This window comes from Actinomadura sp. NPDC048394, assembly GCF_040651755.1.
GTDB classification, from domain to species: Bacteria; Actinomycetota; Actinomycetes; order Streptosporangiales; family Streptosporangiaceae; genus Spirillospora; species Spirillospora montaniterrae.
On the sequence record NZ_JBEZJL010000053.1, the window covers coordinates 1 to 24,522 of the forward strand.

23 protein-coding genes are annotated in these 24,522 nt (G+C 73.7%); 14 read left to right on the forward strand and 9 right to left on the reverse strand.

Annotation, left to right across the window (positions count from 1 at the left end; genetic code table 11):
• Positions 1–111: 111 nt before the first annotated feature.
• Both AB0C78_RS32835 and AB0C78_RS32840 read right to left on the reverse strand, forming a co-directional pair.
• Positions 112–1,485: a metallopeptidase TldD-related protein gene (locus tag AB0C78_RS32835; protein ID WP_360755644.1), complete on the reverse strand. Its 1,374-nt coding sequence runs from the start codon at positions 1,483–1,485 to the stop codon at positions 112–114.
• 5 nt (positions 1,486–1,490) lie between these two features.
• On the reverse strand, positions 1,491–2,990 hold the full coding sequence (locus tag AB0C78_RS32840; protein ID WP_360755518.1) for a TldD/PmbA family protein: 1,500 nt from the start codon (positions 2,988–2,990) through the stop codon (positions 1,491–1,493).
• Between the two features lie 239 nt (positions 2,991–3,229).
• Here AB0C78_RS32840 and AB0C78_RS32845 point away from each other — a divergent pair, with 239 nt between their 5' ends.
• Together AB0C78_RS32845 and fabI are read left to right on the forward strand one after the other, a co-directional pair.
• Complete coding sequence (locus tag AB0C78_RS32845) at positions 3,230–3,934, forward strand: beta-ketoacyl-ACP reductase (protein ID WP_360755520.1); 705 nt, start codon at positions 3,230–3,232, stop codon at positions 3,932–3,934.
• A gap of 5 nt (positions 3,935–3,939) precedes the next feature.
• Positions 3,940–4,728 (forward strand): enoyl-ACP reductase FabI, encoded by a 789-nt coding sequence (gene fabI / locus AB0C78_RS32850; protein WP_151546706.1) that lies wholly within the window; start codon positions 3,940–3,942, stop codon positions 4,726–4,728.
• 83 nt (positions 4,729–4,811) lie between these two features.
• Here the strand turns inward: fabI and AB0C78_RS32855 are convergent, their stop codons facing one another.
• From AB0C78_RS32855 to AB0C78_RS32865, 3 genes are all read right to left on the reverse strand, one after another.
• Positions 4,812–5,453, reverse strand: coding sequence for a hypothetical protein (locus AB0C78_RS32855; protein ID WP_360755523.1), 642 nt, complete (start codon positions 5,451–5,453; stop codon positions 4,812–4,814).
• Between the two features lie 144 nt (positions 5,454–5,597).
• Positions 5,598–7,607 carry a helix-hairpin-helix domain-containing protein gene (locus AB0C78_RS32860; RefSeq protein WP_360755526.1) on the reverse strand — a complete coding sequence of 670 codons (2,010 nt, stop codon included), beginning with the start codon at positions 7,605–7,607 and terminating at the stop codon, positions 5,598–5,600.
• Between the two features lie 126 nt (positions 7,608–7,733).
• Positions 7,734–8,687: an aldo/keto reductase gene (locus AB0C78_RS32865; protein WP_151547291.1), complete on the reverse strand. Its 954-nt coding sequence runs from the start codon at positions 8,685–8,687 to the stop codon at positions 7,734–7,736.
• A 273-nt stretch (positions 8,688–8,960) separates the two neighbouring features.
• Here AB0C78_RS32865 and AB0C78_RS32870 point away from each other — a divergent pair, with 273 nt between their 5' ends.
• Together AB0C78_RS32870 and AB0C78_RS32875 are read left to right on the forward strand one after the other, a co-directional pair.
• Complete coding sequence (locus AB0C78_RS32870; protein ID WP_151547292.1) at positions 8,961–9,779, forward strand: undecaprenyl-diphosphate phosphatase; 819 nt, start codon at positions 8,961–8,963, stop codon at positions 9,777–9,779.
• A gap of 122 nt (positions 9,780–9,901) precedes the next feature.
• The gene (locus AB0C78_RS32875) at positions 9,902–10,543 is read left to right on the forward strand and encodes a hypothetical protein (protein ID WP_360755531.1); all 642 of its coding nucleotides are present in this window, start codon (positions 9,902–9,904) and stop codon (positions 10,541–10,543) included.
• A gap of 16 nt (positions 10,544–10,559) precedes the next feature.
• Here the strand turns inward: AB0C78_RS32875 and corA are convergent, their stop codons facing one another.
• On the reverse strand, positions 10,560–11,531 hold the full coding sequence (gene corA, locus AB0C78_RS32880; RefSeq protein ID WP_360755533.1) for a magnesium/cobalt transporter CorA: 972 nt from the start codon (positions 11,529–11,531) through the stop codon (positions 10,560–10,562).
• Positions 11,532–11,617: 86 nt separating this feature from the next.
• Between corA and AB0C78_RS32885 the strand changes: the two genes are divergently transcribed.
• From AB0C78_RS32885 to mshC, 10 genes are all read left to right on the forward strand, one after another.
• Positions 11,618–12,343 carry a histidine phosphatase family protein gene (locus AB0C78_RS32885; RefSeq protein ID WP_360755536.1) on the forward strand — a complete coding sequence of 242 codons (726 nt, stop codon included), beginning with the start codon at positions 11,618–11,620 and terminating at the stop codon, positions 12,341–12,343.
• A gap of 10 nt (positions 12,344–12,353) precedes the next feature.
• The gene (locus AB0C78_RS32890; RefSeq protein WP_360755538.1) at positions 12,354–12,902 is read left to right on the forward strand and encodes a DUF3090 domain-containing protein; all 549 of its coding nucleotides are present in this window, start codon (positions 12,354–12,356) and stop codon (positions 12,900–12,902) included.
• 93 nt (positions 12,903–12,995) lie between these two features.
• Positions 12,996–13,772 carry an SCO1664 family protein gene (locus tag AB0C78_RS32895; RefSeq protein WP_360755540.1) on the forward strand — a complete coding sequence of 259 codons (777 nt, stop codon included), beginning with the start codon at positions 12,996–12,998 and terminating at the stop codon, positions 13,770–13,772.
• A 53-nt stretch (positions 13,773–13,825) separates the two neighbouring features.
• Positions 13,826–14,590: an NRDE family protein gene (locus tag AB0C78_RS32900; RefSeq protein WP_360755543.1), complete on the forward strand. Its 765-nt coding sequence runs from the start codon at positions 13,826–13,828 to the stop codon at positions 14,588–14,590.
• 157 nt (positions 14,591–14,747) lie between these two features.
• Positions 14,748–16,517: an ABC transporter substrate-binding protein gene (locus AB0C78_RS32905; protein WP_360755546.1), complete on the forward strand. Its 1,770-nt coding sequence runs from the start codon at positions 14,748–14,750 to the stop codon at positions 16,515–16,517.
• A gap of 112 nt (positions 16,518–16,629) precedes the next feature.
• Positions 16,630–17,820 (forward strand): ABC transporter ATP-binding protein, encoded by a 1,191-nt coding sequence (locus AB0C78_RS32910; protein WP_360755549.1) that lies wholly within the window; start codon positions 16,630–16,632, stop codon positions 17,818–17,820.
• Positions 17,817–18,896, forward strand: a complete 1,080-nt coding sequence (locus AB0C78_RS32915; RefSeq protein WP_360755551.1) for a dipeptide ABC transporter ATP-binding protein — start codon at positions 17,817–17,819, stop codon at positions 18,894–18,896. The genes AB0C78_RS32910 and AB0C78_RS32915 overlap by 4 nt, the downstream gene beginning before the upstream one ends.
• Positions 18,893–19,864: an ABC transporter permease gene (locus AB0C78_RS32920; protein WP_360755554.1), complete on the forward strand. Its 972-nt coding sequence runs from the start codon at positions 18,893–18,895 to the stop codon at positions 19,862–19,864. Before AB0C78_RS32915 ends, AB0C78_RS32920 begins: the two co-directional genes overlap by 4 nt.
• Positions 19,865–19,870: 6 nt before the next feature.
• Positions 19,871–20,815, forward strand: coding sequence for an ABC transporter permease (locus AB0C78_RS32925; protein WP_151541548.1), 945 nt, complete (start codon positions 19,871–19,873; stop codon positions 20,813–20,815).
• A gap of 124 nt (positions 20,816–20,939) precedes the next feature.
• Positions 20,940–22,169: a cysteine--1-D-myo-inosityl 2-amino-2-deoxy-alpha-D-glucopyranoside ligase gene (mshC, locus tag AB0C78_RS32930; RefSeq protein ID WP_360755556.1), complete on the forward strand. Its 1,230-nt coding sequence runs from the start codon at positions 20,940–20,942 to the stop codon at positions 22,167–22,169.
• A 20-nt stretch (positions 22,170–22,189) separates the two neighbouring features.
• On the opposite strand, the gene AB0C78_RS32935 is transcribed toward mshC, so the two are convergent.
• From AB0C78_RS32935 to AB0C78_RS32945, 3 genes are all read right to left on the reverse strand, one after another.
• Positions 22,190–22,726 (reverse strand): TrmH family RNA methyltransferase, encoded by a 537-nt coding sequence (locus AB0C78_RS32935; protein WP_360755559.1) that lies wholly within the window; start codon positions 22,724–22,726, stop codon positions 22,190–22,192.
• A gap of 233 nt (positions 22,727–22,959) precedes the next feature.
• On the reverse strand, positions 22,960–23,802 hold the full coding sequence (locus AB0C78_RS32940; RefSeq protein WP_151541551.1) for a PAC2 family protein: 843 nt from the start codon (positions 23,800–23,802) through the stop codon (positions 22,960–22,962).
• Positions 23,803–23,981: 179 nt separating this feature from the next.
• A complete protein-coding gene (locus AB0C78_RS32945; protein WP_151541552.1) occupies positions 23,982–24,440 on the reverse strand; it encodes a universal stress protein in 459 nt (152 codons plus the stop codon).
• Positions 24,441–24,522: the final 82 nt, after the last annotated feature.

Sequence of the window (24,522 nt, forward strand, 5' to 3'; positions counted from 1 at the left end):
GTGTGGTGTTGACTCGTGTTCTCCTCCGACCCCCCCCCGCCCCCCCGGGCGGGGGCTCCGCCCCCACACCCCCGGAGGACGACGGGGGCCGCCACCACGGCCTGGCCGTGTCTAGCTCGCCTGAGAGACAGTTGACATGTTGAAGTCGGCCACGCGCAGTGCGGGCATGGCGGCGCGGGTGAAGTAGTCCGACCATTCGCGGGGCAGCGTCGGGACGGTCTCGCCGACCTCGGTGAGGCGGGACAGCAGGTCGACGGGGCTCTCGTTGAACCGGAAGTTGTTCACGGCGCCGACGACCTCGCCGTTCTCGACGAGGTAGACGCCGTCGCGGGTGAGGCCGGTCAGCAGGAGGCTCTGCGGGTCGACCTCGCGGATGTACCACAGGCAGGTGAGCAGGAGTCCCCGCTCGGTGCGGGCGATCATCTCGTCCAGGGACGCGCCGCCGGGGCCGGTCATCGACAGGTTGTCGATGGACGGGGTGAGCGGGAGTCCGGTGCGTTCGGCGGAGTGCCGGGTCTGGGTGAGCGAGGTGAGGGTGCCGTCGGTGATCCAGTCGGTGGTGCCGAGTGCGAGGCCGTTGTCGAACACGGACGCGTCGCGGCTGGAGGCGTGCGCGACGACGAACGGCGCGCATTCGAGGCCGGGTGCGGCGGGGTCGCTGGACAGCGTGACGGGCAGGCCGGCGAGCTTCTCGCCGACGCGGGTGCCGCCGCCGGGGGCGCTGAACACGGTGCGGCCGTCGGCGGCGTCCTGGGCGCCCGCGGACCAGTACAGGTAGATCATCAGGTCGGCGACGGCGGACGGCGGCAGGATCGTCTCGTAGCGTCCGGCGGGCAGGTCGACGCGGCGGGAGCCCCAGTCGAGCCGGCGGGCGAGGCCGGCGGCGAGGCCGGGGACGTCGACGTCGGCGAAGTCGCGGGTGCCGACGCCCGTCCAGGCGGAGCCGCCGGCGCCCTTGGCGTTCAGCTCGAGCAGCCCGGTCGGCTGGTCGTGGCGGAGCCGCAGCCCGGCGGAGGTGCCGAGGTAGGTGGAGGTCTGGACGTGGTTGGCGAAGCCGTAGAGCCGGTTCCCGGCGGACTCGGCGGCGGCGAACGCCTCGCCGAGGGCGGGGGCGACGCCTTCGAACACGCCGATGCCGGTCTCGGCGGGCGGGTCGTCCCAGCCGGTGGCGGCGGGCGCATCGGCGATGAGCGGCGCGGCGTCCTCGGCGGCCTCGTTGCCGGCGGCGTCGGCCTCGGCGGCGCGGACGAGGTCCTCGATGCCGTCGGCGGCGACGGCGGACCGCGACACGACTCCGGCGGCGACGCCGTCGCCGGTGCGGCGCAGCGCGATCACGGTGAGCCGGGTGGAGCGGGTGACGCCGTTGGTGGTGAGGGTGTTGCCTGCCCACCGCAGGTTCGCGGTGGTGGACTCGTCGGCGATGACGATGCAGTCGTCGGCGCGGGACAGGGCGAGGGCCCGTTCCACGGCCTCCTGCGGCCTGATGGTGCTCACTGGCCGGCCTCCTGCAGGGTGTTGAGGATGTTGACGCCGCGGAACAGCGCGGACGGGCAGCCGTGGCTGACCGGGGCGACCTGCCCGGGCTGGCCCTTGCCGCAGTTGAACGCGCCGCCGAGCACGTAGGTCTGCGGGCCGCCGACGGCCTCCATCGAGTTCCAGAAGTCGGTGGTGGTGGCCTGGTAGGCGACGTCGCGGAGCTGGCCGGCGAGCCGGCCGTTCTCGATCCGGTAGAACCGCTGCCCGGTGAACTGGAAGTTGTACCGCTGCATGTCGATCGACCAGCTCTTGTCGCCGACGATGTAGATGCCGCGGTCGACGCCGGAGATCAGCTCGTCGGTGGACGGCCCGTCCGGGGCGGGCTGCAGCGACACGTTCGCCATCCGCTGGATCGGCATGCTGGACGCGGCGTCGGCGAACGCGCAGCCGTTGGAGCGCTCCGCGCCGGTGAGGCGGGCGATGCGCCGGTCGGTCTGGTAGCCGGTGAACAGGCCGCCGGACACGATGTCGAACCGCTGGGTCTCGACGCCCTCGTCGTCGTAGCCGATGGTGGCGAGGCCGTGCTCGGTGGTGCGGTCGCCGGTGATGTTCATGACCTTGGAGCCGTACTGCAGGTTCCCGAGCTTGTCGGGGGTGGCGAACGAGGTGCCGGCGTAGGCGGCCTCGTAGCCGAGCGCGCGGTCCAGCTCGGTGGCGTGCCCGATCGACTCGTGGATGGTCAGCCACAGGTTGGACGGGGCGACGACGATGTCGTACGCGCCGGCCTCGACGCTGGGCGCGGCGAGCTTCTCGGCGAGCAGCTCGGGGATGCGGGCCAGTTCGCCGTCCCAGTCCCAGTGGGCGCCGGTGAGCCACTCCCACCCGTATCCGGCGGGCGGCGCGAGGGTCCGCATCGTGTCGAAGACCCCGTCGGCGATGCCGACGGCGTTCACGACCGGGTGCAGCCGGACCCGCTGCTGGGTGGTGACGGTGCCGGCGAGGTCGGCGAAGAACTTGTTCTCCTTGACCTGCAGCAGCGTGGCGTCGACGTGGTCGACGCGGTCGTCGGCGAGCAGCCCGCGGCTCCAGTCGGCGAGCAGCGCGATCTTGTCGCCGGTCGGCACGTCGAACGGGTCGGTCTCGTAGGAGGACACCCAGGTGCGCTCGCCGTGCGCGGGTTCGGGCGCCAGCTCGATGGGCTCGCGGTTGACGGCGCGGGCGACGGCGGCGACCTCCACGGCCTGCTCGGCGACCCGGGCGGCGCCGGCCGCGGTCAGGTCGATGCCGGCGGCGAAGCCCCAGGTGCCGTCCTTGACGACGCGGACCGACAGGCCCACGTCGTCGGCGTCCAGGGCGGTCTCCAGGGCGGCGTCGTGCAGCCGGAGGGTCTGGCTGCGGATGCGTTCGAGGCGGAAGTCGGCGTGCTCGGCGCCGAGTTCCCTGGCCCGGGTCAGGGCCGCGTCGGCCAGCGCGCGCAGCGGCAGCGCGGTGAAGGCGGGATCGATGTCATGCACCTTTCGCAACCTACCCCGGAGATCGCTCCCGCCCCACCGGTGCGGGCGGGCGAACAAAGCGGGGGTGCGGATCTTGTCGGTAAGGCACATCCTGTTCCCGCACGGGGGCCGCTAGGGTCAGGCGATGTCGTCCCAGGACGGCGACTCCGGGAGCGGCCGCCCCGACCGCGGGCGGCCCCGCGCGCACCGCGAGCCGCGCGCCGGAGCTCGGATCAACAACAGCCTACGAGAGGGTCGTGATGAGTCGCTCTGTCCTCGTGACCGGGGGGAACCGGGGCATCGGCCTGGCCATCGCCCGCGAGCTGGCCGCGGCGGGCGACGCCGTCGCCGTCACCTACCGGTCGGGCGAGCCCCCGGAGGGGCTGTTCGGCGTGCGCTGCGACGTGACCAGCGCCGAGGACGTCGAGGCGGCCTTCGCGAAGGTCGAGGCGGAGCAGGGCAAGGTGGAGGTGCTCGTCGCCAACGCGGGCATCACCAAGGACACGCTGCTGGCGGTGATGAGCGAGGAGTCGTTCACCTCGGTGCTCGACACCAACCTGACCGGCGCGTTCCGGGTCGCCAAGCGGGGCGTGAAGGGCATGATGCGGGCCCGCAAGGGACGCATCGTGCTGGTGTCGTCGGTGGTCGGGCTGCTCGGCTCGCCGGGGCAGGCGAACTACGCCGCGTCCAAGGCCGGGATGGTCGGGTTCGCCCGGTCGCTGGCCCGCGAGCTGGGGTCGCGGAACATCACGGTGAACGTGGTCGCGCCCGGGTTCGTCGACACCGACATGACCGCGGTGCTGACCGAGGACCAGCAGAAGGGGATCACCGCGGCGATCCCGCTGGGCCGGATCGCGCGGCCCGAGGAGATCGCCAAGGCCGTGCGGTTCGTGGCGAGCGAGGACGCCGCCTACATCACCGGGGCCGTGATCCCGGTGGACGGCGGCCTGGGAATGGGGCACTGACGGTCATGGGAATCCTCGAAGGCAAGCGCATCCTGGTCACGGGCGTCCTCACCGACGCCTCGATCGGCTTCCACGTCGCGCGGGTCGCGCAGGAGCAGGGCGCCGAGGTGGTGCTGACCGCCTACCCGCGGCCGACCCTCACCGCGCGGACCGCGAAGCGGCTGCCGTCCGGCCCGGAGAACCCGCCGCCGGTCATCGAGCTCGACGTGATGAACACCGAGCAGCTGAACGCGCTCGAGGGCAACCTGCGCGAGCACGGCTTCGACCACCTCGACGGCGTCATGCACGCGATCGGCTTCGCGCCGCAGACCGCGCTCGGCGGCAACTTCCTCGAGACGCCGTGGGAGGACGTCGCGACGGCGGTGCACGCCTCGACGTACTCGCTGAAGTCGCTGACGATGGCGTGCCTGCCGCTGATGAAGGGCGGCGGCTCCGTCGTCGGCCTGGACTTCGACGCGACCAAGTCGTGGCCGGTGTACGACTGGATGGGCGTGGCGAAGGCGGGCCTGGAGTCGTGCGCCCGCTACCTGGCCAAGTACCTCGGTCCGCAGGGCATCCGCGTCAACCTCGTCGCGGCGGGCCCGCTCGCGACGATGGCGGCCAAGAGCATCCCCGGGTTCGAGGGGATGACGGAGCTGTGGCCGAAGGCGGCCCCGCTCGGCTGGGACATCAAGGACAGCGAGCCGACCGCGCGGGCGTGCGTGGCGCTGCTGTCGGACTGGTTCCCCGCGACCAGCGGCGAGATCGTCCACGTGGACGGCGGCCTGCACTCGATCGGCGCGCCGGACGTGTGACCCCGCGCCTTCCGCGCGGCCCGTGCGAACGGCGAGGCCCCTTCCCCGAGCCGGGGGAGGGGCCTCTCGCGTTCAGGTTCGCGTCAGCGGCGCCGGGCGGCGGCGGACCGGCGGAGGGACCGGCCCGCGACGCTGATGTTGAGCGCGGCCACGGCGCCCGCGGCGCCCGCCGCGGCGGCGACCCAGAGCATCTGGTTGCTCTCGTGCTCCGAGGACGCGACGGGCGAGATGAGGCGCGTCTGCGGCATGGTGGCGCTGCCCGGGGCGGCCCGGTAGGCGTTCGGGTCTGCCGCGATCTCCGGGGTGGGCAGGACGCCCGGCAGCCCGGAGGAGGGCAGGGGCGCCTTGTCGTCGTAGGGCTTGAGGCCCGAGCCGCCGGTCATCGCGGACGGCCCGCTCCCCGCGCCGCCGCCCGACGGGACGGAGCCGGATCCGCCGGAGCGGGCGGGCGCCTTGGTCTTCTTCGGCGCCGGCGCCTTCGGGGCGGCGGGCTTCTTGGTCTGCTCGGTGGGCGACGGCTTCGGCGTGGGCGTCGGCGTCGGGGTCAGCGCCTTGCGCAGGTTGCCGAGGTTGCACTTCCAGTTCTCGATCGTGCTGGCCGGGTCGGTGCCCTTCTTGCAGGTCTCCGCCGCCGCCTCGCCCGCGGGCGCGGCCAGGACCAGGACCAGGGCGCCCGCCGAGACCGCGGCCGAAGCCGTACCGAGCCGCCTGAGCCGCTGGGGCATGTCGCTCCTCCGCCTACCGGTGATGCTGTTGTTGACATCTGGTCCAACGAAAGGAGGACACAGAGGTCACGGTCAAAACGCGCGCCAATTGGTCAGATCGTGCCCCATGCGCGCCCAGCCGTAAACCGCGACACGGCGGTTTCTTTACCGCATCACCAAGCGCGCCAGCCGCGTCCGCCGCTCCCGCGACCCGGTCTCCTTGACGGCCCTGGCCAGCACCGGTCCGGCCGCCTGCACCACCGACAGATGCCGGCGCGCCAGCCCGAACGCCGTGGCCACCAGCGGCCGCGACAGCCCGTCCGGAACCAGCACCGCGACGACCGCCGGACGGCGCGTCCCGCGCGCCTGCGCGACCGGCACCGCCCACCCGTGCCGCAGCCGCGCCGCGTCCGCCGGCGCGATCGTCACCGCGCCTCCCGGGAACTCCACGTCCAGCCCGTGCGGGCCGCCTCCGGTCACCACGCCGGTCTCGCCGACCGCGGCCACGGGGAGCGGCGCCGCCACCACGACCCGGTCGCCGGGGTCCATCCCGCCGAACGCGCCGGGGCCGGGGTTCAGCCGCGCCTTCAGCGCCGCGTTCAGCGCGGCGGTGCCCGCCTCGCCGCCCGCGGCCGCCGCGACGACCTGGACGTCCTCCACCGGGATCCCGAGCGCCCGGGGGATCGAGTCGGTGACCAGCTGCACCGCCCGGTGCACGGCCTCGGCCGGGTCGCCCGCGGGGACGATCACCACCTCGCGGCCCGGCGCGTCCACGGCCGCCAGCTCCCCGCCCCGCACCGCCTCGGTGAGCGCCGCGACGGGACCGGCAGGCGGCTCGGCGTCCAGCTCGACGACCGGGACGGTCTCGGACGCCTCCAGGTCGTCCAGCGGGCGGCCGGGACTGGCGGGCGGCGGCGAGCCGGGCTCGGCGCACAGGACGAGGTGCGCGCCGTCCGGGCACGCCTCGACCAGCACCGCGCACAGCTCGACGTCGAGCGCCGCCGCCTCCGTCACCACGATCAGGTCCAGCTCGAAGGGCCGCTGCTCGCCGCGCCCGTAGACGACGGCGCCGGGCGCCGCCGCGGCGCCCTCCTGCGGCTCCAGCAGGCGGTGCAGGCTCGCCACCACCGGCGCCGGCCCCTCATTGGGGAGCGCGTCGGGGAGCGCGGCGGCGAGGTCGGCGGCGAGGTCGGCGGCGGCCCGCTCGGTCGGCACGGCGACCGCCGCACGCAGGCCCCGCGACGCGGCGGCGGCCGCGATGCCCGCGGCGACCTCACCGAGGGCGCCGGGCGTGCCGCGCAGCACGCTGACGCCGGTGCGCAGCGCGGCGGTGAGCGCGAGCGAGCGGTCCTCGGGCAGCCCGGCGCGCAGCTCCTTGACGGCGGCGTCGTCGAGCAGGGGGGCGGCGGTGAGCGTCAGCCGCTGGAACCCCTCGGCCGCCGCCTCCTCCGCCAGCGCCCACCGCGCGGGCCCGAGCGTCTCCTCCGGCTCGGGCGGCTCGGCGTCCTCGTCGAAGGACTCCTCGTCGAACTCGGGCTCCTCGGTGAGCGTGACGACCTCGCCGCCGTCGAGCGCCGCCTCGACCGCGGCACGCGCGTCGGCGACCCGGGCGCGCTCCAGCGCGGACACCACGTCGGCGAGGGGGGTGACGGTGTGGCCGCGGCGGGCCGCCTCGGTGAGCAGGTGCAGGACGAGCGCGCCGCCGCGCCTCGGGTCGTCCGGGCGGGCGTCCGGGCCGAGCAGGGCGCGCGCGAAGTGGTCGGCCTGCGCCGGCTGGACGCCGGGGACGCTCAGCAGCCGCCACGGGTCCTCGCGCAGCCGCGCGGCGGCGCCCGGGCCGAGCCGCGCCGCCGTCCGGGCGGCGAGAGCGGCGGGGACGCCCGCGGAGGCGAACAGCTCGTCGAGCGCGGCCCGACCCTCGCGGGCGTCGGCGGGAGCGGCGGCGGGAGCGGCGGCAGCCTGCGGGCGGGCGGGCTCCTGCCACCCGGACTCCTGCGGGCCGGCGGGGCCCTGGGGGCCGGGGCCCTGCGGGCGGGCGGTACGCCCGGCGCGGGCGGCCTCGGCGGCGCGGGCCCCGGCGGCCTCCGCGGCGCGCAGCGCCTCGGCGGCGCGGGCGGCGCGCTCCTGCGGGGACTCGGACGAGGGGCGGTCGATGTCAGGTGGGGTGTCGGTCACGGGCTTCCCGTCGCGGCTTCTCACGGTTGGCGGTGGACCGTCCCGAGCGTGCCACGGACGGCCCGCCCGGTCACGGAGGCGGGCGCGCGAGCGGTCACGGCACGGACGGTCACGGGCGGGATATGGTCACTGGTGCGCCGGGGACATGTCGGAGACGTCGTCCAGCGCGGACCGGATCTCGTTCGGCAGCGTCAGGTCCTCGCTGTCCAGGATGGCCTCCAGCTGCGCGGCGGTGCGGGCGCCGACGATCGGGGCGGCCACCCCGGGCCGGTCCCGCACCCAGGCCAGCGCCACGCTCAGCGGCGACACGCCGAGCCCCTCGGCGGCGGTCACCACCGACTCCACGATCCGCGCGCACTCCTCGTCCAGGTACGGCTGGACGAAGTCGGCGAAGCGCGGCGCGGCGGCCCGCGACCCGGCGGGGATGCCGGTGCGGTACTTGCCGGTCAGCACGCCCCGCCCGAGCGGCGAGAACGGCAGCAGCCCGGCCCCGGCGTCCAGCGCCGCCGGCACCACCTCCCGCTCGATGTCGCGGCTCAGCAGCGAGTACTCCAGCTGCGCCGACACGATCGGGGCGCGCCCCGGCCAGGCGCGCTGCCACGCCGCCGCCTTGGACACCTGCCAGCCCGCGTAGTTGGACACCCCGACGTACCGGGTCCGGCCGGACGCCACCGCCTCGTCCAGCGCCGACAGCGTCTCCTCCAGCGGCGTCGCCGGGTCGTACACGTGCAGCTGCCACAGGTCGACGTGGTCGAGGTCCATCCGGTCCAGGGACGCGTCCAGGGCGCGCAGCAGGTGCCGCCGGGACCCGTCGTAGCGGCCGTTCGGCCGGATCGCCGCCTTCGTGGCGACGACCAGGGAGTCGCGGTCGACGACCTCGCGCAGCAGGGCCCCGAGGATCCGCTCGCTGTCGCCGTCGCTGTAGACGTCGGCGGTGTCCACCAGCGTGCCGCCGGACTCCGCGAACGCCACGAGCTGCGCCGCGGCCTCGTCCGGCTCGGTGTCCTGGCCCCACGTCATGGTGCCCAGCCCCAGCCGGGACACCAGCAGCCCGCTCCGCCCGAGGTGACGCTCCTTCATAGGCGGTCAATGTAGCGGTCATCGCGGGCCTCCCACGGCGCCGTCACCGTCCGCATCGGCCCGGTGACGTGCGCGGAGACGGGTGGACGGCGGGTGACGGGAAGGTGAGCATGATCCGTCCCGCAGGTGACGGGCGGGGGTGTCGCCGCAGGTGGCCGGGGATGCCGGGCGGGCGGCGGGGGCGGGCCGGATCCGGGGCGCGGCGCGCGGCGGATACGCTTCACCGGGGTCGGCGCCGTGGCCGATCTCGCATTCGGAGGGAACCCGCCGCTCGTGAACGTCGTGGAAGCGACCGTGCTCGGGATCGTCCAGGGGCTCACCGAGTTCCTGCCGATCTCCAGCTCCGGCCACCTGCTCATCGTGCCCAAGCTGCTCGGCTGGAAGGACCCGGGCGCGGCCTTCACCGCCGTCATCCAGCTCGGCACCATGGCCGCGGTCGTCATCTACTTCTGGCGCGACCTCGTCCGCATCCTCACGACCTGGACGAAGAGCCTGTGGACGCCGGAGCTGCGCCCGCAGCAGGACGCGCGGCTCGGCTGGTACATCGGCCTCGGCACCGTCCCGGTGGCCGTCATCGGCCTCGCCCTCAACGGCTTCATCGAGGGCGGCGCCCGGAACCTGTGGCTGAACGCGTCGTCGCTGATCGTCCTCGGGCTGCTGCTGATGGTCGCCGAGTGGGCCGGCATCGGCAAGCGCGAGGTCGCCGACCTGAACATGCGGGACGGCCTGATCATCGGCGGGTTCCAGGCGCTCGCGCTGATCCCCGGGTCGTCGCGGTCGGGGTCGACGATGACCGGGGCGCTGTTCCTCGGCTACACCCGCGAGGCCGCCGCCCGGTACTCCTTCCTGCTGTCGATCCCCGCCGTGGTGCTGTCGGGTCTGTTCGAGCTGCGCAAGGCGTTCGACGGGTCGCTGCAGGTCGTCCCGACCGCGATCGCGACCGCGGTGTCGTTCGTGGTCGGCTACGCGTGCATCGCCTGGCTGCTGAAGTTCCTGACCCGGCATTCCACGAACGTGTTCGTGTTCTACCGGGTGGCGCTCGGCGGCGTCCTGCTCGGCCTGCTCGCGGCCGGCGCCATCTCCGCGACCTGACGCCCGCGGCGCCGCTCCCGCGCCGTACCCGCCGCCGCCCGGCCCGGCCGGACGAATCGGCGGCACGAAGATCCTGGTGGGATCTGTTCCGGCGGGTCGCCACCGGGCTAAAGTGCCGGGCCATGGCCCCACCCCCGTACTCCAAGCACCTCCCGGAGGGCGACGGCGGCCCGTCCGCCGACCCGGTGTTCGGCGCCGGTCCCGGCGACGACCCGGGCTACCTCGCCTCGCTCCGGGACGCGACGGTGCTGGGGCGGATGCGGCTGATGATGCTGGTGCTCGTCGTCGCGCCGGTGCTGATCCTGGCGCTGACCCCGCTGATCGTCGACAATCGCGGCGGCGCCGCGGGGGACGCCCCGCCGTGGATCTACGCGCCGCTGCTGCTCGCGGCGGCGGTCGCCGCCCTGGCCGGGCCGCGCGCCCCGCTGGCGATGGCGCCGGGCGCCGAGCCGCCGGCGGCGGCGCGGCTGGCGCTCACGCAGTTCCGGCAGGCGGTGCTGCTGCGGTTCGCGCTGGCCGAAGGCGTGATCCTGCTGGGCCTGCCGCTGGCGATGATCGGGCACGCCGTCGTGGTGTTCGCCGCCGGGTTCGCCGTCGGCTACCCGCTGCTGCTGTGGCTGGCGCTGCCGACCAGGGGCGGGGTGGAGCGGGTACGCCGCCGGCTGGAGTCGCAGGGCGCCGAGTCGCACCTGTGGGCGGTGCTGCTGGCCGCGCCGCCGCCCGAGCTGCTCCCCGGCAGGACGCCCGGCCGCGACGCCGCGTAGCAGCCCCGGGCGGGTCTTACAGCCAGCCGCTCTTGCGGAGCCTGAGGTAGAGCAGGACGCACACGGCCGCCATCACCACCAGCACGACCGGATAGCCCCACGACCATTTCAGCTCCGGCATGTGCGTGAAGTTCATACCGTAGATCCCGGCGATCGCGGTCGGCACCGCGATGATCGCCGCCCACGCGGAGATCTTCCGCATGTCCTCGTTCTGCCGCTTGCCGAGCAGCGCCAGATGCGCGTTCAGCACGCTGTTCAGCAGCTCGTTGTGCGCGTCGACCTGCGCGTCCACCCGCAGCAGGTGGTCGAGGACGTCGCGGAAGTACTCCCGGGTCCCGGCGCACTCCGACACCCGGCCCTTCACGATTTCCTGCAGCACCGGGACCAGCGGGTCCTCGGCGGTGCGGAACTCCAGCACCTCCCGCTTGAGCGAGTAGATGTCGGCGGTGACGTCGCGGGCCCGCGGGTCGAACACCGCCCGCTCCAGCCCGATGATGTCCACCTCGACCTCGTGCGCGACCAGCCCGTACCGGTCCACCACCTCGTCGCACACCGCGTACAGCACGGCGGTCGCGCCGTGCTTGAGAAGGTCCTTGTCCTCCTCCAGCCGCCGGCGGACGGGCCCGAGCGGGTTCCCGGCGCCGTGCCGGACGGTCACCGCGAAGTCCGACCCGAGGAACACCATGATCTCGCCGACCTCGATGTCGGAGGTCTCGTCGACGTAGGCGAGCGTCTTCAGCACCACGAACAGGGTGTCGTCGTAGCGCTCCATCTTCGGCCGCTGGTGCGCCGACACCGCGTCCTCCGCGGCGAGCGGATGCAGCCGCAGCTCGTCCTTGACGAGCTCGAACTCCTCCTCGTCCGGCTCGTAGAGACCGATCCACAGGAAGCAGTCGCCGTCCGCGCGCGCCAGGTCGAAGGCGTCGCTGATGTCGCCGTCGATGTCGCTGCGGACGCCGCCCGCGTAGATGGCCTTGTCCACGATCACGCTAGGCATTGTCGCGCATGCGGCGCGCCGCGCGGAATCGCGCCGGTGATCACATCCGGTCCGCGCATCTCCTACAGTGGCCAGTTGTGACGACCCTTCTCCTGGTAAGGCACGGCCTGACCGCTATGACCGGGCCGGTGCTCGCCGGCTGGACCCCCGGCGTGCGGCTGGACGGGCGCGGCCGCGCGCAGGCCGCCGCGGTCGCCGGGCGGCTGGCGGCGCTGCCGCTCGCCGCGGTCGTCTCCAGCCCCCTCGACCGGTGCGTCGAGACCGCCGAGTCGGTCGCCGCCCCGCACTCCCGCGACGCCGGCGGCACCGTCGACAAGGTGGAGATCGACGAGCGGTTCGGCGAGGTCCGCTACGGCGACTGGACGGGCCGCCCGCTCAAGGAGCTGGCCGAGGAGCCGCTGTGGCGGGTCGTGCAGGCCCACCCGAGCGCCGCCCGGTTCCCCGGCGAGGACGGCGAGGCGATGGCCGACGCCCAGCACCGCGCGGTCGCCGCCGTCCGCGACTGGAACGAGCGCGTCGCCGCCGCGCACGGCCCGGACGCCCTGTACGCGGTGTGCAGCCACGGCGACATCATCAAGGCGATCGTCGCCGACGCGCTCGGCCTCCACCTGGACCAGTTCCAGCGCATCCAGGCCGACCCCGCGTCGGTGACCGCGATCCGCTACACCGAGCTGCGGCCGTTCGTCGTCCGCGTCAACGACACCGGCGGCGACGTCGCGGGTCTGCTGCCCAAGCCGGACGAGGGCGATGACGGGAAAACCGGATCCGGGGCGAGTGACGCGGTCGTCGGCGGCGGCGCGTAGGGTCGATGCCATGCCCGTCATCTCCTACGACCTGCCGGAGCGGTTCGTCGCCGGCGCCGTCGGGCGCCCCGGCGACCGCGCCTTCTACCTGCAGGCCCGCGCGGGCCGCCGGGTCACCAGCGTCGGCCTGGAGAAGTTCCAGGTGACGCTGCTGGCGGAGCGGCTCGAGGAGCTGCTGGACGAGGTGCTGCGGCGCAGCGGCGGCGAGGCCCACGTCCCCGCGGTCACCCCGTCGGAGCTGCGCGACGACGGCCCGCTGGAGCAGCCGGTGGAGGAGGAGTTCAAGGTCGGCACGATGGCGCTGGCCTGGGACCCCGACGACGAGCGGGTCGTCATCGAGGCGCAGGAGGTCACCGAGGGCGAGGACGACGCCGAGGTCGGCGAGGACGACCCGGCCATCGCGGTGCTGCGGGTGCGGATCAGCGCCGCGCAGGCCCGCGCGTTCGCCGAGCGGGCGCTGCAGGTCGTCGCCGCCGGGCGGCCCCCGTGCCCGCTGTGCGGGCTGCCGCTGGACGCCGAGGGCCACGTGTGCCCCCGCCAGAACGGATACCTGGGCTGAGATGGGCGCGGTCGGCACGCCGGGCCGGGTCGCGGCCGCCCCGGACCGGGACCCGCACTGGATCAAGGACGGGCCGCCCGGGAGAATGAGCGCATGACGCAGTCCTCCCGGGACCGGGCCCCCGCCGGCGAGCCCGCCGGCGACCGGGTCTCCCCCCGCGACGTCCCCGCCGCCGAGCGGCTGCTGCTGGGCGGCCGGCTGGCGATCGAGGGCCGCCTCGTCCAGGCCTCCAACGCCACCCTGTACTGCACGGTCGAGCTGGACGGCGTCAGCGCCGCCTGCGTCTACAAGCCCGTCGCGGGCGAGCGGCCGCTGTGGGACTTCCCCGACGGCACGCTCGCCGAGCGCGAGGTCGCCGCCTACGAGGTGTCCAAGACGATGGGCTGGGGGACCGTCCCCCCGACCGTCCACCGCGACGGCCCGTACGGGCCGGGCATGGTGCAACTGTGGGTGGAGCCCGACCCCGACATCGACCTGGTCGCGCTGTCGCGCTCCGACGACGACGCGATCCGCCGCATGGCGGTGTTCGACGCCGTCGTCAACAACGCCGACCGCAAGATCGGGCACCTGCTGCCGCCCGGCGACGGCCTCGTCTACGGCTGCGACCACGGCGTCTGCTTCTCCGTGGAGTACAAGCTGCGGACGGTGCTGTGGCAGTGGCGCGGCAAGCCGCTGACCTCCGAGGCGGTAGAGGCCCTCACCCGCGTCGACCGCGCGCTGCGCGACGGGCCGCTCGCCGCCCGCCTCGCCGAGCTGCTCACCGGGGAGGAGGTCAACGCGACCCGCCGCCGCGTCGAGCTCATGCTCAAGCACCGCATCCACCCGTACCCGCCCGAGGACTGGCCCGCCATCCCCTGGCCGCCGCTGTAGTCCCCGGACCCCGGCGTCCGGGTGGGTTCGGGGGAAGTGCTCCAATTGGGGGCATGTGCACGGCGATCATCAGTGTCGACCCCTCAGCCGCCGTCCCCGTGCTCGTCGCGGGCGTGCGGGACGAGTTCATCGCCCGCGAGTGGGAGCCGCCGGGACGGCACTGGCCCGACCGGCCCGGCCTCGTCGCCGGCCGCGACCTGCGGGCCGGCGGCACCTGGTTCGCCGTGGACCCGGCCGCCCCGCGCGTCGCGCTGGTCCTCAACGGCCGGGGCCGGATGGCGCCCGAGGACGGCCGCGCCACCCGCGGCGAGCTGCCGCTGCGGATGGCCGCCGACGGCAAGCTCGGCGAGCTGGAGCTCGCCGCGTTCGACCCGTTCCACCTCGTCGGCGCCGAACCGGACCGGGTGCGGCTGTGGAGCTGGGACGGCCGCGACCTCACCGAGCGCGGCCTCGGACCCGGCCTCCACATGATCGTCAACAGCGGGCTCGAGGGCGAGGGCCAGCTGGAGGGCGAGACCGAGGACGCCTACATGGCGGCCCGCCTCGCCCACTTCCGCCCCCGCCTGGCCGCCGCCGCAAGGCCCGAGCCCGGGCCGGCCGAGGACGTCCGGGCGGCGTGGGGCGAGTGGCTGCCGCTGCTGGAGGGCGACGGCCTGCCGCGCGCCGACCACCGCGCCCTGCTGCCGATGCTGGACCTGGGCGACGGCCGCGTCTGGGGCACCACGTCCGTCAGCCTCGCCGCGCTCACCCCCGGCGCCGTCCGCTACGACTTCTCCGCCGCCCCCGGCGACGCGGCGGCCTGGTCGCGCGTGCTCTGACCGGCGCCCCGCCGCGGCGTTTTCCTCCCCGCATCCTCGCGATCATGACGCTGGGTGCTAATTTGACTACCTAATGCGATCTTCGCGGCCGCCCGCGCGGGCCCGGCCCCGCGGATCGCCCGGGCAGTCGGTCATCAGCAGACGGGGGAGTGCGCAGATGACAGCAGTGAGACGGGGGGCGGCGGTCTCCGCCGGGCTCGGCGCGGTGGTGCTCGCGCTGGCGTCCTGCGGAAGCGGCGGCGGTGGCGGCGGCGGAGGGAGCGCCGGCGGGACGCTGAAGGTCGTCGGATCCTCCGACGTGGACCACCTGGACACCTCCAGCGTCTACACGACCTGGGGCAACATGCTCGCCCGCCAGTTCGCCCGGACGCTGTTCGGGTTCAAGGCCGCCAACAACTTCGACGACGCCATCAAGGTGCAGCCGGACGTCGCGCAGGAGCTCCCCACCACCCAGAACGGGGGCCTGAGCCAGGACGGCAAGACCTACACCATCAAGCTGCGCACCGGCGTGCTCTGGAACACCAACCCGGCCCGCGAGGTGACCGCGCAGGACTTCGTCCGCGGCATCAAGCGGGTCTGCAACCCCGCCAAGCCGTCCGGCGGCAAGGCGTACTACAGCGAGACCATCGTCGGGATGAGCGCGTTCTGCAAGGGCTACGGGAGCGTCGACCCGAAGAGCGCGTCCGCCATGGCCGCCTACCAGAACGACCACGACGTGCCCGGGCTGACGGCCAAGGACGACAAGACCCTCGTCATCAAGCTGACCCAGCCCGCGAGCGACTTCACCAACATCCTCGCGCTGGAGTTCGCGGCGGCGGCCCCGGCCGAGTACGACGGGTACATCCCCGACAGCCCCCAGTTCCGCCAGCACACGGTGTCCGACGGCCCGTACCAGATCGTCTCGTACACGCCGAACAAGCAGTACGTCCTCGACCGCAACAAGAACTGGAAGGCCGCCTCCGACCCGACGCGGGCGCAGAACCCCGACCGGATCCAGGTCACCATGGGGCAGGACTCGCCCGACGTGGTCCAGCAGCAGATGGAGCAGGGCTCCGCCGATCTCGCCTGGGACCAGCCGGTGCCGACCTCGCGGATCCCGAGCCTGAAGTCCAACCCGAACTTCAAGATCATGGAGGGGTCGACGAGCAACCCCTACATCGTCTTCAACACCCTCAGCCCGAACAACAACAAGGCGCTGAGCAAGGTGCAGGTCCGGCAGGCGATCAACTACGCGGTCGACAAGACCGCGCTGATCCAGATCTACGGCGGCCCGGACGTCAGCGAGGTGCTGAACCAGGTCATCCCGCCGCGCAGCGTCGGCTACCAGCCGTTCAACCTGTACCCGACGCCCGGCAACGCCGGCGACCCGAACAAGTGCAAGCAGCTGCTCGCGCAGGCCGGGTACCCCAACGGGCTGACGCTCAAGTTCCCCTACCGGGTGTCCAGCAACCACCCGAAGGTCGCGCAGTCGGTCCAGGCGAACCTGAAGGCGTGCGGGATCACCGCGAACCTCACGCCCGACACCAACGGCACCTTCTACAACACCACGCTGGTGACGCCCGCCGACGCCAAGGCCGGCAAGTGGGACATCGCCGGCCCCGGCTGGGTGCCCGACTGGTACGGCAACAACGGCCGCACCAACATCGTGCCGCTGTTCGACGGCCGCCAGTACGGCCCGAACTCCACCAACTACGGCGACTACAACAACCCGAAGGTCAACGCGCTCATCGACCAGGCGCTGAAGGCCAAGGACGTCAACACGGCGGCCGGGTTCTGGGCGCAGGCCGACAAGCAGATCATGCAGGACGCCGCGGTCGTGCCGCTGATGAACCAGAAGTACCCGATCTTCCACTCGTCGCGGGTGAAGAACGCGCAGTACCTGCCGCAGTACCAGGCGTACGACCTGAACCAGGTCAAGCTCTCGTAGCCGGCGGCGCCCGGGCGCCCCGCCGGCGGCGCCGCGCCCGGGCACCGGCCCGTCCCCGCCCGCGCGGGCGCGGGCCGCCGGCCGGCCGGATGCAGGACGCGAAGGGGCGTCGATGAGTCTTCTCGAGGTGACCGACCTGCGGGTCTCCTTCAGCACGCCGGACGGGGTGGTGCGCGCCGTGCGGGGCGTCTCGTTCGAGGTGGACCGGGGCCGCACGCTCGGCATCGTCGGGGAGTCCGGCTCGGGGAAGAGCGTCAGCACCCAGACGCTGATGGGCCTCACCCCGGGCGCGAAGGTGACCGGGCAGGCCCTGTTCGAGGGCGCCGACCTGCTCACCGCGGGAGAGCGGCGGATGCGCCAGATCCGCGGCGCCGAGATCGGCATGATCTTCCAGGACCCGCTGTCCAGCCTGCACCCGCTGTACAAGGTGGGCCGGCAGATCGAGGAGATGATCCGCGCGCACGAGCCGGACACCGGCCGGGACGCGGCCCGCAAGCGGGCGGTCGAGATGCTCGGCACCGTCGGCATCCCGCAGCCGGCGCGGCGCGCCGAGGAGTACCCGCACCAGTTCTCCGGCGGTATGCGGCAGCGCGCCATGATCGCGATGGCGCTGGCGCTGAACCCGAAGCTGATCATCGCGGACGAGCCGACGACCGCGCTGGACGCGACCGTCCAGGCCCAGATCCTGGACCTGATGCGGCGGCTCCAGCGCGAGTACGACACCGCCCTCATCATGATCACCCACGATCTCGGCGTGATCGCCGACATGGCCGACGACGTGCTGGTGATGTACGGCGGGAAGGCGGCGGAGAAGGCGCGGCGGCGCCCGCTGTACTACCGGCCGCACCACCCGTACACCAAGGGGCTGCTGCAGTCGACGCCGTCGGCGGCGGCCGGCGCGGACCGGCTGCGGCCGATCCCCGGGCAGCCGCCGAGCCTGATCAACATCCCGTCGGGGTGCGTGTTCCATCCGCGCTGCGAGTACGTGATGGACCGGTGCGTCACCGACGAGCCGGTCCTGGACCCGGTCACCGGCGACGACGACCCGACACACGTGTCGGCGTGCTGGCTGCCGCTGGAGGCCCTCGGGCTCGGCGAGGACGCCGAACGGCTGCGGCAGAGGGCGGTCGAGGAGGGACGCGTGCGGGCGCGCCCCGCGGCTGCGGCGCGGAACGGCGCCCCGGAGGCCTCCGGCGCGGTCGACGCCACCGCCGGCGGCGAGGACACGGGCGCGGGCGGCCGGGACGGCCCGGCGGAGGGCGACGACGACGGCGGGACGCGCGGGGACGGAGGCGCCGCATGAACGGCGACATGAGCGACGTCCTGGTCTCGGTCGAGGACGTCTACAAGCACTTCCCCATCAAGCAGGGGATCGTGTTCAAGAAGGAGATCGGCCGCGTCCACGCGGTCGACGGTGTCGACCTGCAGGTCCGGCGCGGCGAGACGCTCGGCATCGTCGGGGAGTCCGGCTGCGGGAAGTCGACGCTGGCGCGCTGCATCACCGGGCTGCACCAGGTGACGGCGGGCCGGATCCTCTTCGAGGGTGACGACATCACCCGGCTCGGCAAAGCCGGCCTGAAGGCGTTCCGCCGCGACGTCCAGATGATCTTCCAGGACCCGTACGGGTCGCTGAACCCGCGCCGCCGCGTCGGCTCCATCATCGGCGACCCGTTCGCGGTCCACTCGATCGCGGGCGGCGCCGAGCGCAAGCGCCGGGTGCAGGAGCTGATGGAGCTCGTCGGGCTGAACCCCGAGCACTACAACCGGTTCCCCGCCGAGTTCTCCGGCGGGCAGCGGCAGCGGATCGGGGTCGCGCGGGCGCTGGCGCTCAAGCCGAAGCTGATCGTGTGCGACGAGCCGGTGTCGGCGCTCGACGTGTCGATCCAGGCGCAGGTCATCAACCTGCTCAAGGACCTGCAGGACGAGCTGGGCCTGACGTACGTGTTCATCGCGCACGACCTGTCGGTCGTCCGGTACGTCAGCGACCGGGTCGCGGTGATGTACCTCGGCAAGGTCGGCGAGGCCGCCGAGGCGGAGGTCCTGTACGGCCGGCCCCGGCACCCCTACACGGCGGCGCTGCTGTCGGCGGCGTCGATCGCCGACCCGGACGAGGCCGAGCGCGCCGAGCGGATCGTGCTGACCGGGGACGTCCCGTCGCCGATCGAGCCGCCGTCCGGCTGCCGGTTCCACCCGCGCTGCCCGAAGGCCGCGGACCGCTGCGTCCGGGAGGACCCGCCGCTGATCCCGCGCGAGGGCGACCCGGAAGACCACGTCACCGCCTGCCACTTCCCGGTGGAGCCGGGCGAGCGCCTCGCGCACAAGCACGCCGCGATCGCCCAGGTCTCCACCCAGCCGGAACTCCCGGAGGTCGAGGAATGAGCAGCTACACCGATCTCGAGGCACAGGAGGTCGACCCGACGGCGGGCACCGCGCCCGCCCGCGTGCAGGGCCGCACCCCGTTCCAGCTGGCGTGGGCGCGGTTCCGGCGCGACCGGCTCGCGGTCGCGTCCATCGTCGTGCTGATCCTGATCGCGATCTACGCGATCCTCGCGCCGGTCTGGGCGCACCTGACCGGCCACCCCTACGACGCGACGTTCCCCAAGACGGGCCTGGACGTCAACGGGCAGCCGCGCGGCCCGTCCGGGACGTTCTGGCTCGGCGCCGACCAGCTCGGCCGCGACGTGCTGGTCCGCGCCGCCTACGGGGCGCGGATCTCGCTGCTGGTCGGGATCCTGTCGGCGGTGCTCGCGTCGATCGTCGGGACGCTGGTCGGGGTGCTCGCCGGGTTCGTCGGCGGGGCGATGGACACGCTGCTGGCACGGCTGATGGACATGACCCTCGCGCTGCCCTACCTGCTGGTGGCGATCATGCTGGCGACCACGTTCCAGATCTCCTCGGTCGGCGCCAGCCTGACCCTGACGATCCTGGTGATCGCGTTCTTCTCGTTCGCGGCGTTCGGCCGGATCATCCGCGGGCAGGTGCTGTCGCTGAAGCAGAAGGAGTTCGTGGAGGCGGCCCGCTCGCTCGGCTCCTCCAACGCGCGGATCATGTTCGTGGACATCCTGCCGAACCTGGTCGCGCAGGTCACCGTGCTGACCTCGCTGCTGATCCCGACGTCGATCGTGTTCGAGGCGACGCTGTCGTTCCTCGGCGTCGGGGTGCGGCTGCCGATGCCGTCGTGGGGGTCGATGCTCGGCGAGGGCAGCGACGTGTTCCAGACCGCGTGGTGGCTGCTCGCGGTGCCCGGCGTCCTGCTGCTGCTGACCACGCTGTCGTTCAACCTGCTCGGCGACGGGATCCGGGACGCCCTGGACCCGCGCGGCGACCGGGCCACCGGGGGGAAGTGAGCGCCTGTGATCCGCTTCGTCATCCGCCGCCTGCTGTACGCGATCGTCGTGCTGTGGCTGGTGTCCACGCTGGTGTTCGTGTTCCTGCACGTCTCGCCCGTCCCGGTGGAGCGGGTCATCGGCGGGCCGCGCGCCACCACCGACACCCTCAACCAGATCCGCCGCAACCTCGGACTCGACCAGCCGGTGATCGTGCAGTACGGGCAGTTCCTCGGCCGGCTGCTGCACGCGAACCTCGGCGACTCCTACATCAACGGGGAGCCGGTGACGACGCTGATCGGGGACCGGCTGCCGACCACGCTGTGGCTGGTGTTCGGCGCCGGGATCATCTGGTTCGTCGGCGGCGTCGTCACCGGGGTGCTGTCGGCGACCCGGGCGCGCAGCCTCTCCGACCGGTTCGTCACGGTGTTCGTCCTGATCGGGCTGTCGACGCCGCCGTTCGTGATGGCGCTCGTGCTGCTGTACCTGTTCTCCACCAAGCTGAGCGAGGCGGGCATCTACTTCTTCGAGGCGGGCCCGCCGCTGCAGATGCACTTCTGGCGCCGGATGATCCTGCCGTGGATCGCGCTGGCGTTCCTGATGGTCGCGGCGTACACGCGGCTGACGCGCGGCGCGATGCTGGACGTGCTGGGGGAGGACTACGTCCGGACGGCCCGCGCCAAGGGCCTGTCGCGGCGCCGCGTCGTCTACCGGCACGGCCTGCGGGCGGCGCTGACCCCGGTCGTCACCCAGTTCGGCATCGACCTCGGCGCGCTGATCGGCTCCACGATCGTCACCGAGAAGGTGTTCGGCCTGCAGGGGGTGGGGCAGCTGGTGTACCAGTCGATCGCGCTGGGCGACACCCCGGTGATCATCGGCGTGACGCTGATGGTGACGTTCTTCGTGATCGTGGCGAACCTGCTGGTGGACATCGGCTACTCGTTCCTGGATCCGCGGGTCCGGCTGTCCTGACGGCGGTCCGGGGGCCCGCGGCGCGGCCGGGCACGGGCCCGGGCCGGGTCACGATGCGGACACTCGGGACGGTCAACGCGATCTCGGAGTAATGCCGCGAGGTGCGCATGGATAAGCTTTCCGTATGCGATCGTGGCCCGCTTCCGACGTCCCCAGCCTCACCGACGCGGGACTCCCCGCCGCGGCGCGGCGGCTCAGCCTGTACGACACCGGGACGGCCGAGGTGCGGCCCACGGAGCCCGGCGAGACCGCCCGGATGTACGTCTGCGGGATCACCCCCTACGACGCGACGCACCTCGGGCACGCCAACACCTACCTGACCTTCGACCTCGTCAACCGGGTGTGGCGCGACCTCGGCCACGAGGTCCACTACGTGCAGAACGTCACCGACGTCGACGATCCCCTCCTGGAACGTGCCCAGCAGACCGGCGAGGACTGGCGGGAGCTCGCCGAGCGGGAGATCCAGCTGTTCCGCGACGACATGACGGCGCTGCGGATCCTGCCGCCGGAGCGCTACGTCGGCGCGGTCGAGGCGATCCCGCTGATCGTCGAGATGATCGAGAAGCTGCGCGGCCGGGACGCCACCTACGAGGTCGACGGCGACGTGTACTTCCCGATCACCGCGGACCCCGCGTTCGGGCAGGTCAGCCGGCTGACGCAGGAGCAGATGGCGCCGCTGTTCGCCGAGCGCGGCGGCGACCCGGACCGGCCCGGCAAGCGCGACCCGCTGGACGCGCTGGTGTGGATGGCGCGGCGGCCCGGGGAGCCCGGCTGGGAGTCCCCGTTCGGGGAGGGCCGCCCCGGCTGGCACGTGGAGTGCTCGGCGATCTCCATCGAGTACCTCGGCATGGGCTTCGACGTGGAGGGCGGCGGGTCGGACCTGGCGTTCCCGCACCACGAGATGGGCGCCTCGCACGCGCAGGTCGCGACGGGGGAGCGCCCGCACGCCCGCGCCTACGTCCACGCCGGCATGGTCGGCCTGGACGGCGAGAAGATGTCGAAGTCGCGCGGGAACCTCGTGTTCGTGTCGAAGCTCCGCGAGGCGGGCGTCGACCCGATGGCGGTGCGGCTGGCGCTGCTGTCCCACCACTACCGGTCCGACTGGGAGTGGACGGACGCGGAGCTGCGCGGCGCGGGCGCCCGCCTGGGCCGGTGGCGCGCCGCCGTGGCGCGCCCGTCCGGGCCGCCCGCGGGACCGGTCGCCGACACGGTCCGCGAGCGCCTCGCCGACGACCTCGACGCCCCCGCGGCGCTCGCCGCGATCGACGCGTGGGCCGCCGCGGACGGCGCCGACGCGTCCTCGCCCGCGCAGGTGCGCGCGCTCGCCGACGCCCTGCTCGGCATCGCCCTCTGACGCGGCCCCGGCACCCGCCCTCACAGCAGCCCGGCGAGCTTGTAGAGGACGAGGGACCCGGCGACGGCGACGTTGAGGCTGCTGCCGTCGCCGACCATCGGGATCTCGACGGCCGCGTCCAGCAGGTCGAGGGCCTCGGCGGGGATGCCGTGCCGCTCGTGGCCGAGGACGGCGACGGTCCGGGTCCGCGCGGCGGGCAGGTCGGCGAGCCGCACCGCCTCGTCGGCCAGCTCGACCCCGACGACGCGGGTGCCGGGGTCGTCGCGGGCCCGCTCCAGCCAGCCGACCGGGTCGTTCACCCAGTGCACGCACGCGGGGCGGCGCAGCGTGTTGCCGCGCTCCAGCGCGGCCGGCACCCACGGGAACCGCGGCACGGCGAGGCAGGCGCCGACGGCGTCGCAGGTCCGCAGCAGGGTGCCGAGGTTCGCGCCGTGCAGCGGCCACAGCGGCGCGGCGATCAGATGGTCCCAGCAGGAATGGGCGCGGCCGCGGCGCTGCCGCCGCAGCTCGCGGGGGGTCCGCACGCGGATCGCGGGCGGCCGGGCGGCGCGGCTCACCGCCTCCGGGGGACGCCGCCCCTCACGTCGCTGATGCTCATGGTGGACGCACTTGTCGGCGTGCGCGGGCCATCACCGGCGGGTCGCTTACCCCCGCGAGTGTAGCGGGGTAGAGTCCGGCGCATGCGCATGGAACTGGTCTGGCTGATGCTGCCCGGCGTCCTCGTCGCACTGATCGTTTTCGCGTCCGTCAAGCGCCCGGACGAGCCGGGGGACTGACCGGCCGCCGCGGGTCAGCCGGGGTCGCGGCGCCGCAGGTACCGCTCGAACTCGCGGGCGATCGCGTCGCCGCTCGCCTCGGGCAGCTCGGTGGCGTCCTTCTGCTCCTCCAGCGTCCGCACGTACTCGGCGACCTCGGAGTCCTCCTCGGCGAGCTCGTTGACGCCGTTCTCCCAGGCCCGCGCCTCCTCGGGCAGCTCGCCGAGCGGGACGGTGACGTCCAGCAGGTCCTCGACGCGGCGCAGCAACGCCAGCGTCGCCTTCGGCGACGGCGGCTGCGCGACGTAGTGCGGGACGGCGGCCCACAGCGACACGGTGTCCAGGTCGGCCTTGGCGCAGGCGTCCTGCAGCACCCCGAGGATCCCGGTGGGGCCCTGGTAGCGGGCGGGCTCGAGGTGCAGGGTGCTGACCAGCCCGGCCTCGGACGCGGCGCCGGTGACCGGGACGGGGCGGGTGTGCGGCGCGTCGGCGAGCAGCGCGCCGAGCAGCACCACGTTGCGCACGTCCAGCTCCAGCATCAGCCCGACCAGCTCGCGGCAGAACGACCGCCACCGCATGTTCGGCTCGATGCCGTGGATCAGCACGACGTCCTTGCCGTTGGGGAGCCGCGCCCAGGAGATCCGCGTGGTGGGCCAGGTGATGTCGCGGGTCTCCCCGTCGACCATCTCCACGATGGGGCGGGTGACCTGGAAGTCGTAGTAGTCGTCGGGGTCGAGCTCGGCGATCGGTACCGCGTCCCAGCTGGACTCCAGGTGCTGGATGACCCCGCTGGCGGCCTCCCCGGCGTCGTTCCATCCCTCAAAGGCGGCCACGAGCACCGGTTCGACGAGCTCCGGCACGCTCTCCAGCTCGATCACGCGCTGCCTCCTTCCGACGCCTGGGTACAGCGTCACCGGCGGGGGTCTCATTCCCGGGGTCGGGGGCCCCGCTCATGATCGGTGGCTGTCAGCCTACGTCCTGACAGTGACCTACCCCACCGTTCCGCCGCCAGACCCCCGCGCTGTACGCCCGCGGCGGAACGGAGGTCACGATCGGATCACTTGCCGTCGGTGGTGTGCACGATCAGCACGTCGCACGGGGAGCGGTGCGACAGGTTCGCCGGGACGGACCCGAGGATGCGGCCGGCGAGGCTGTTGAGGCCGCGGTTGCCGATCACGACCAGCTCGGCGCCGCGCTCCTTGGCGAGGCGGCTGATGACGTCGACGGCGTCGCCTTCGACGGACTCCTGCTGGATGTCCCGGGCGCCCGCCGCGACGGCCCGCTCCCGCGCCGCGCGCAGCGCGTCGTCGGCGGGGGTGGAGCCCTGCACCTTGTAGGCCAGGTCGCCGAGCCGGTCGGCGGCGCTCGCGCGCTCGCGCTCGGGCATCGGGCTGTAGGCGGAGGCGAGCAGCAGGGTGGCGCCGGTCGCGGCGGCCAGCTGCGCGGCCCGGTCGACCGCGCGGAACGAGGAGTCCGAGCCGTCGGTGCCGACGAGGATCATGCGGTACGCGCTCATGCCGTTCCTTACCCGTTGGTAGTAACTGGGGGCACGTTATCGGTCGGGTGACCCATCCGTCACCGTCTTCTTGCACGGCCCG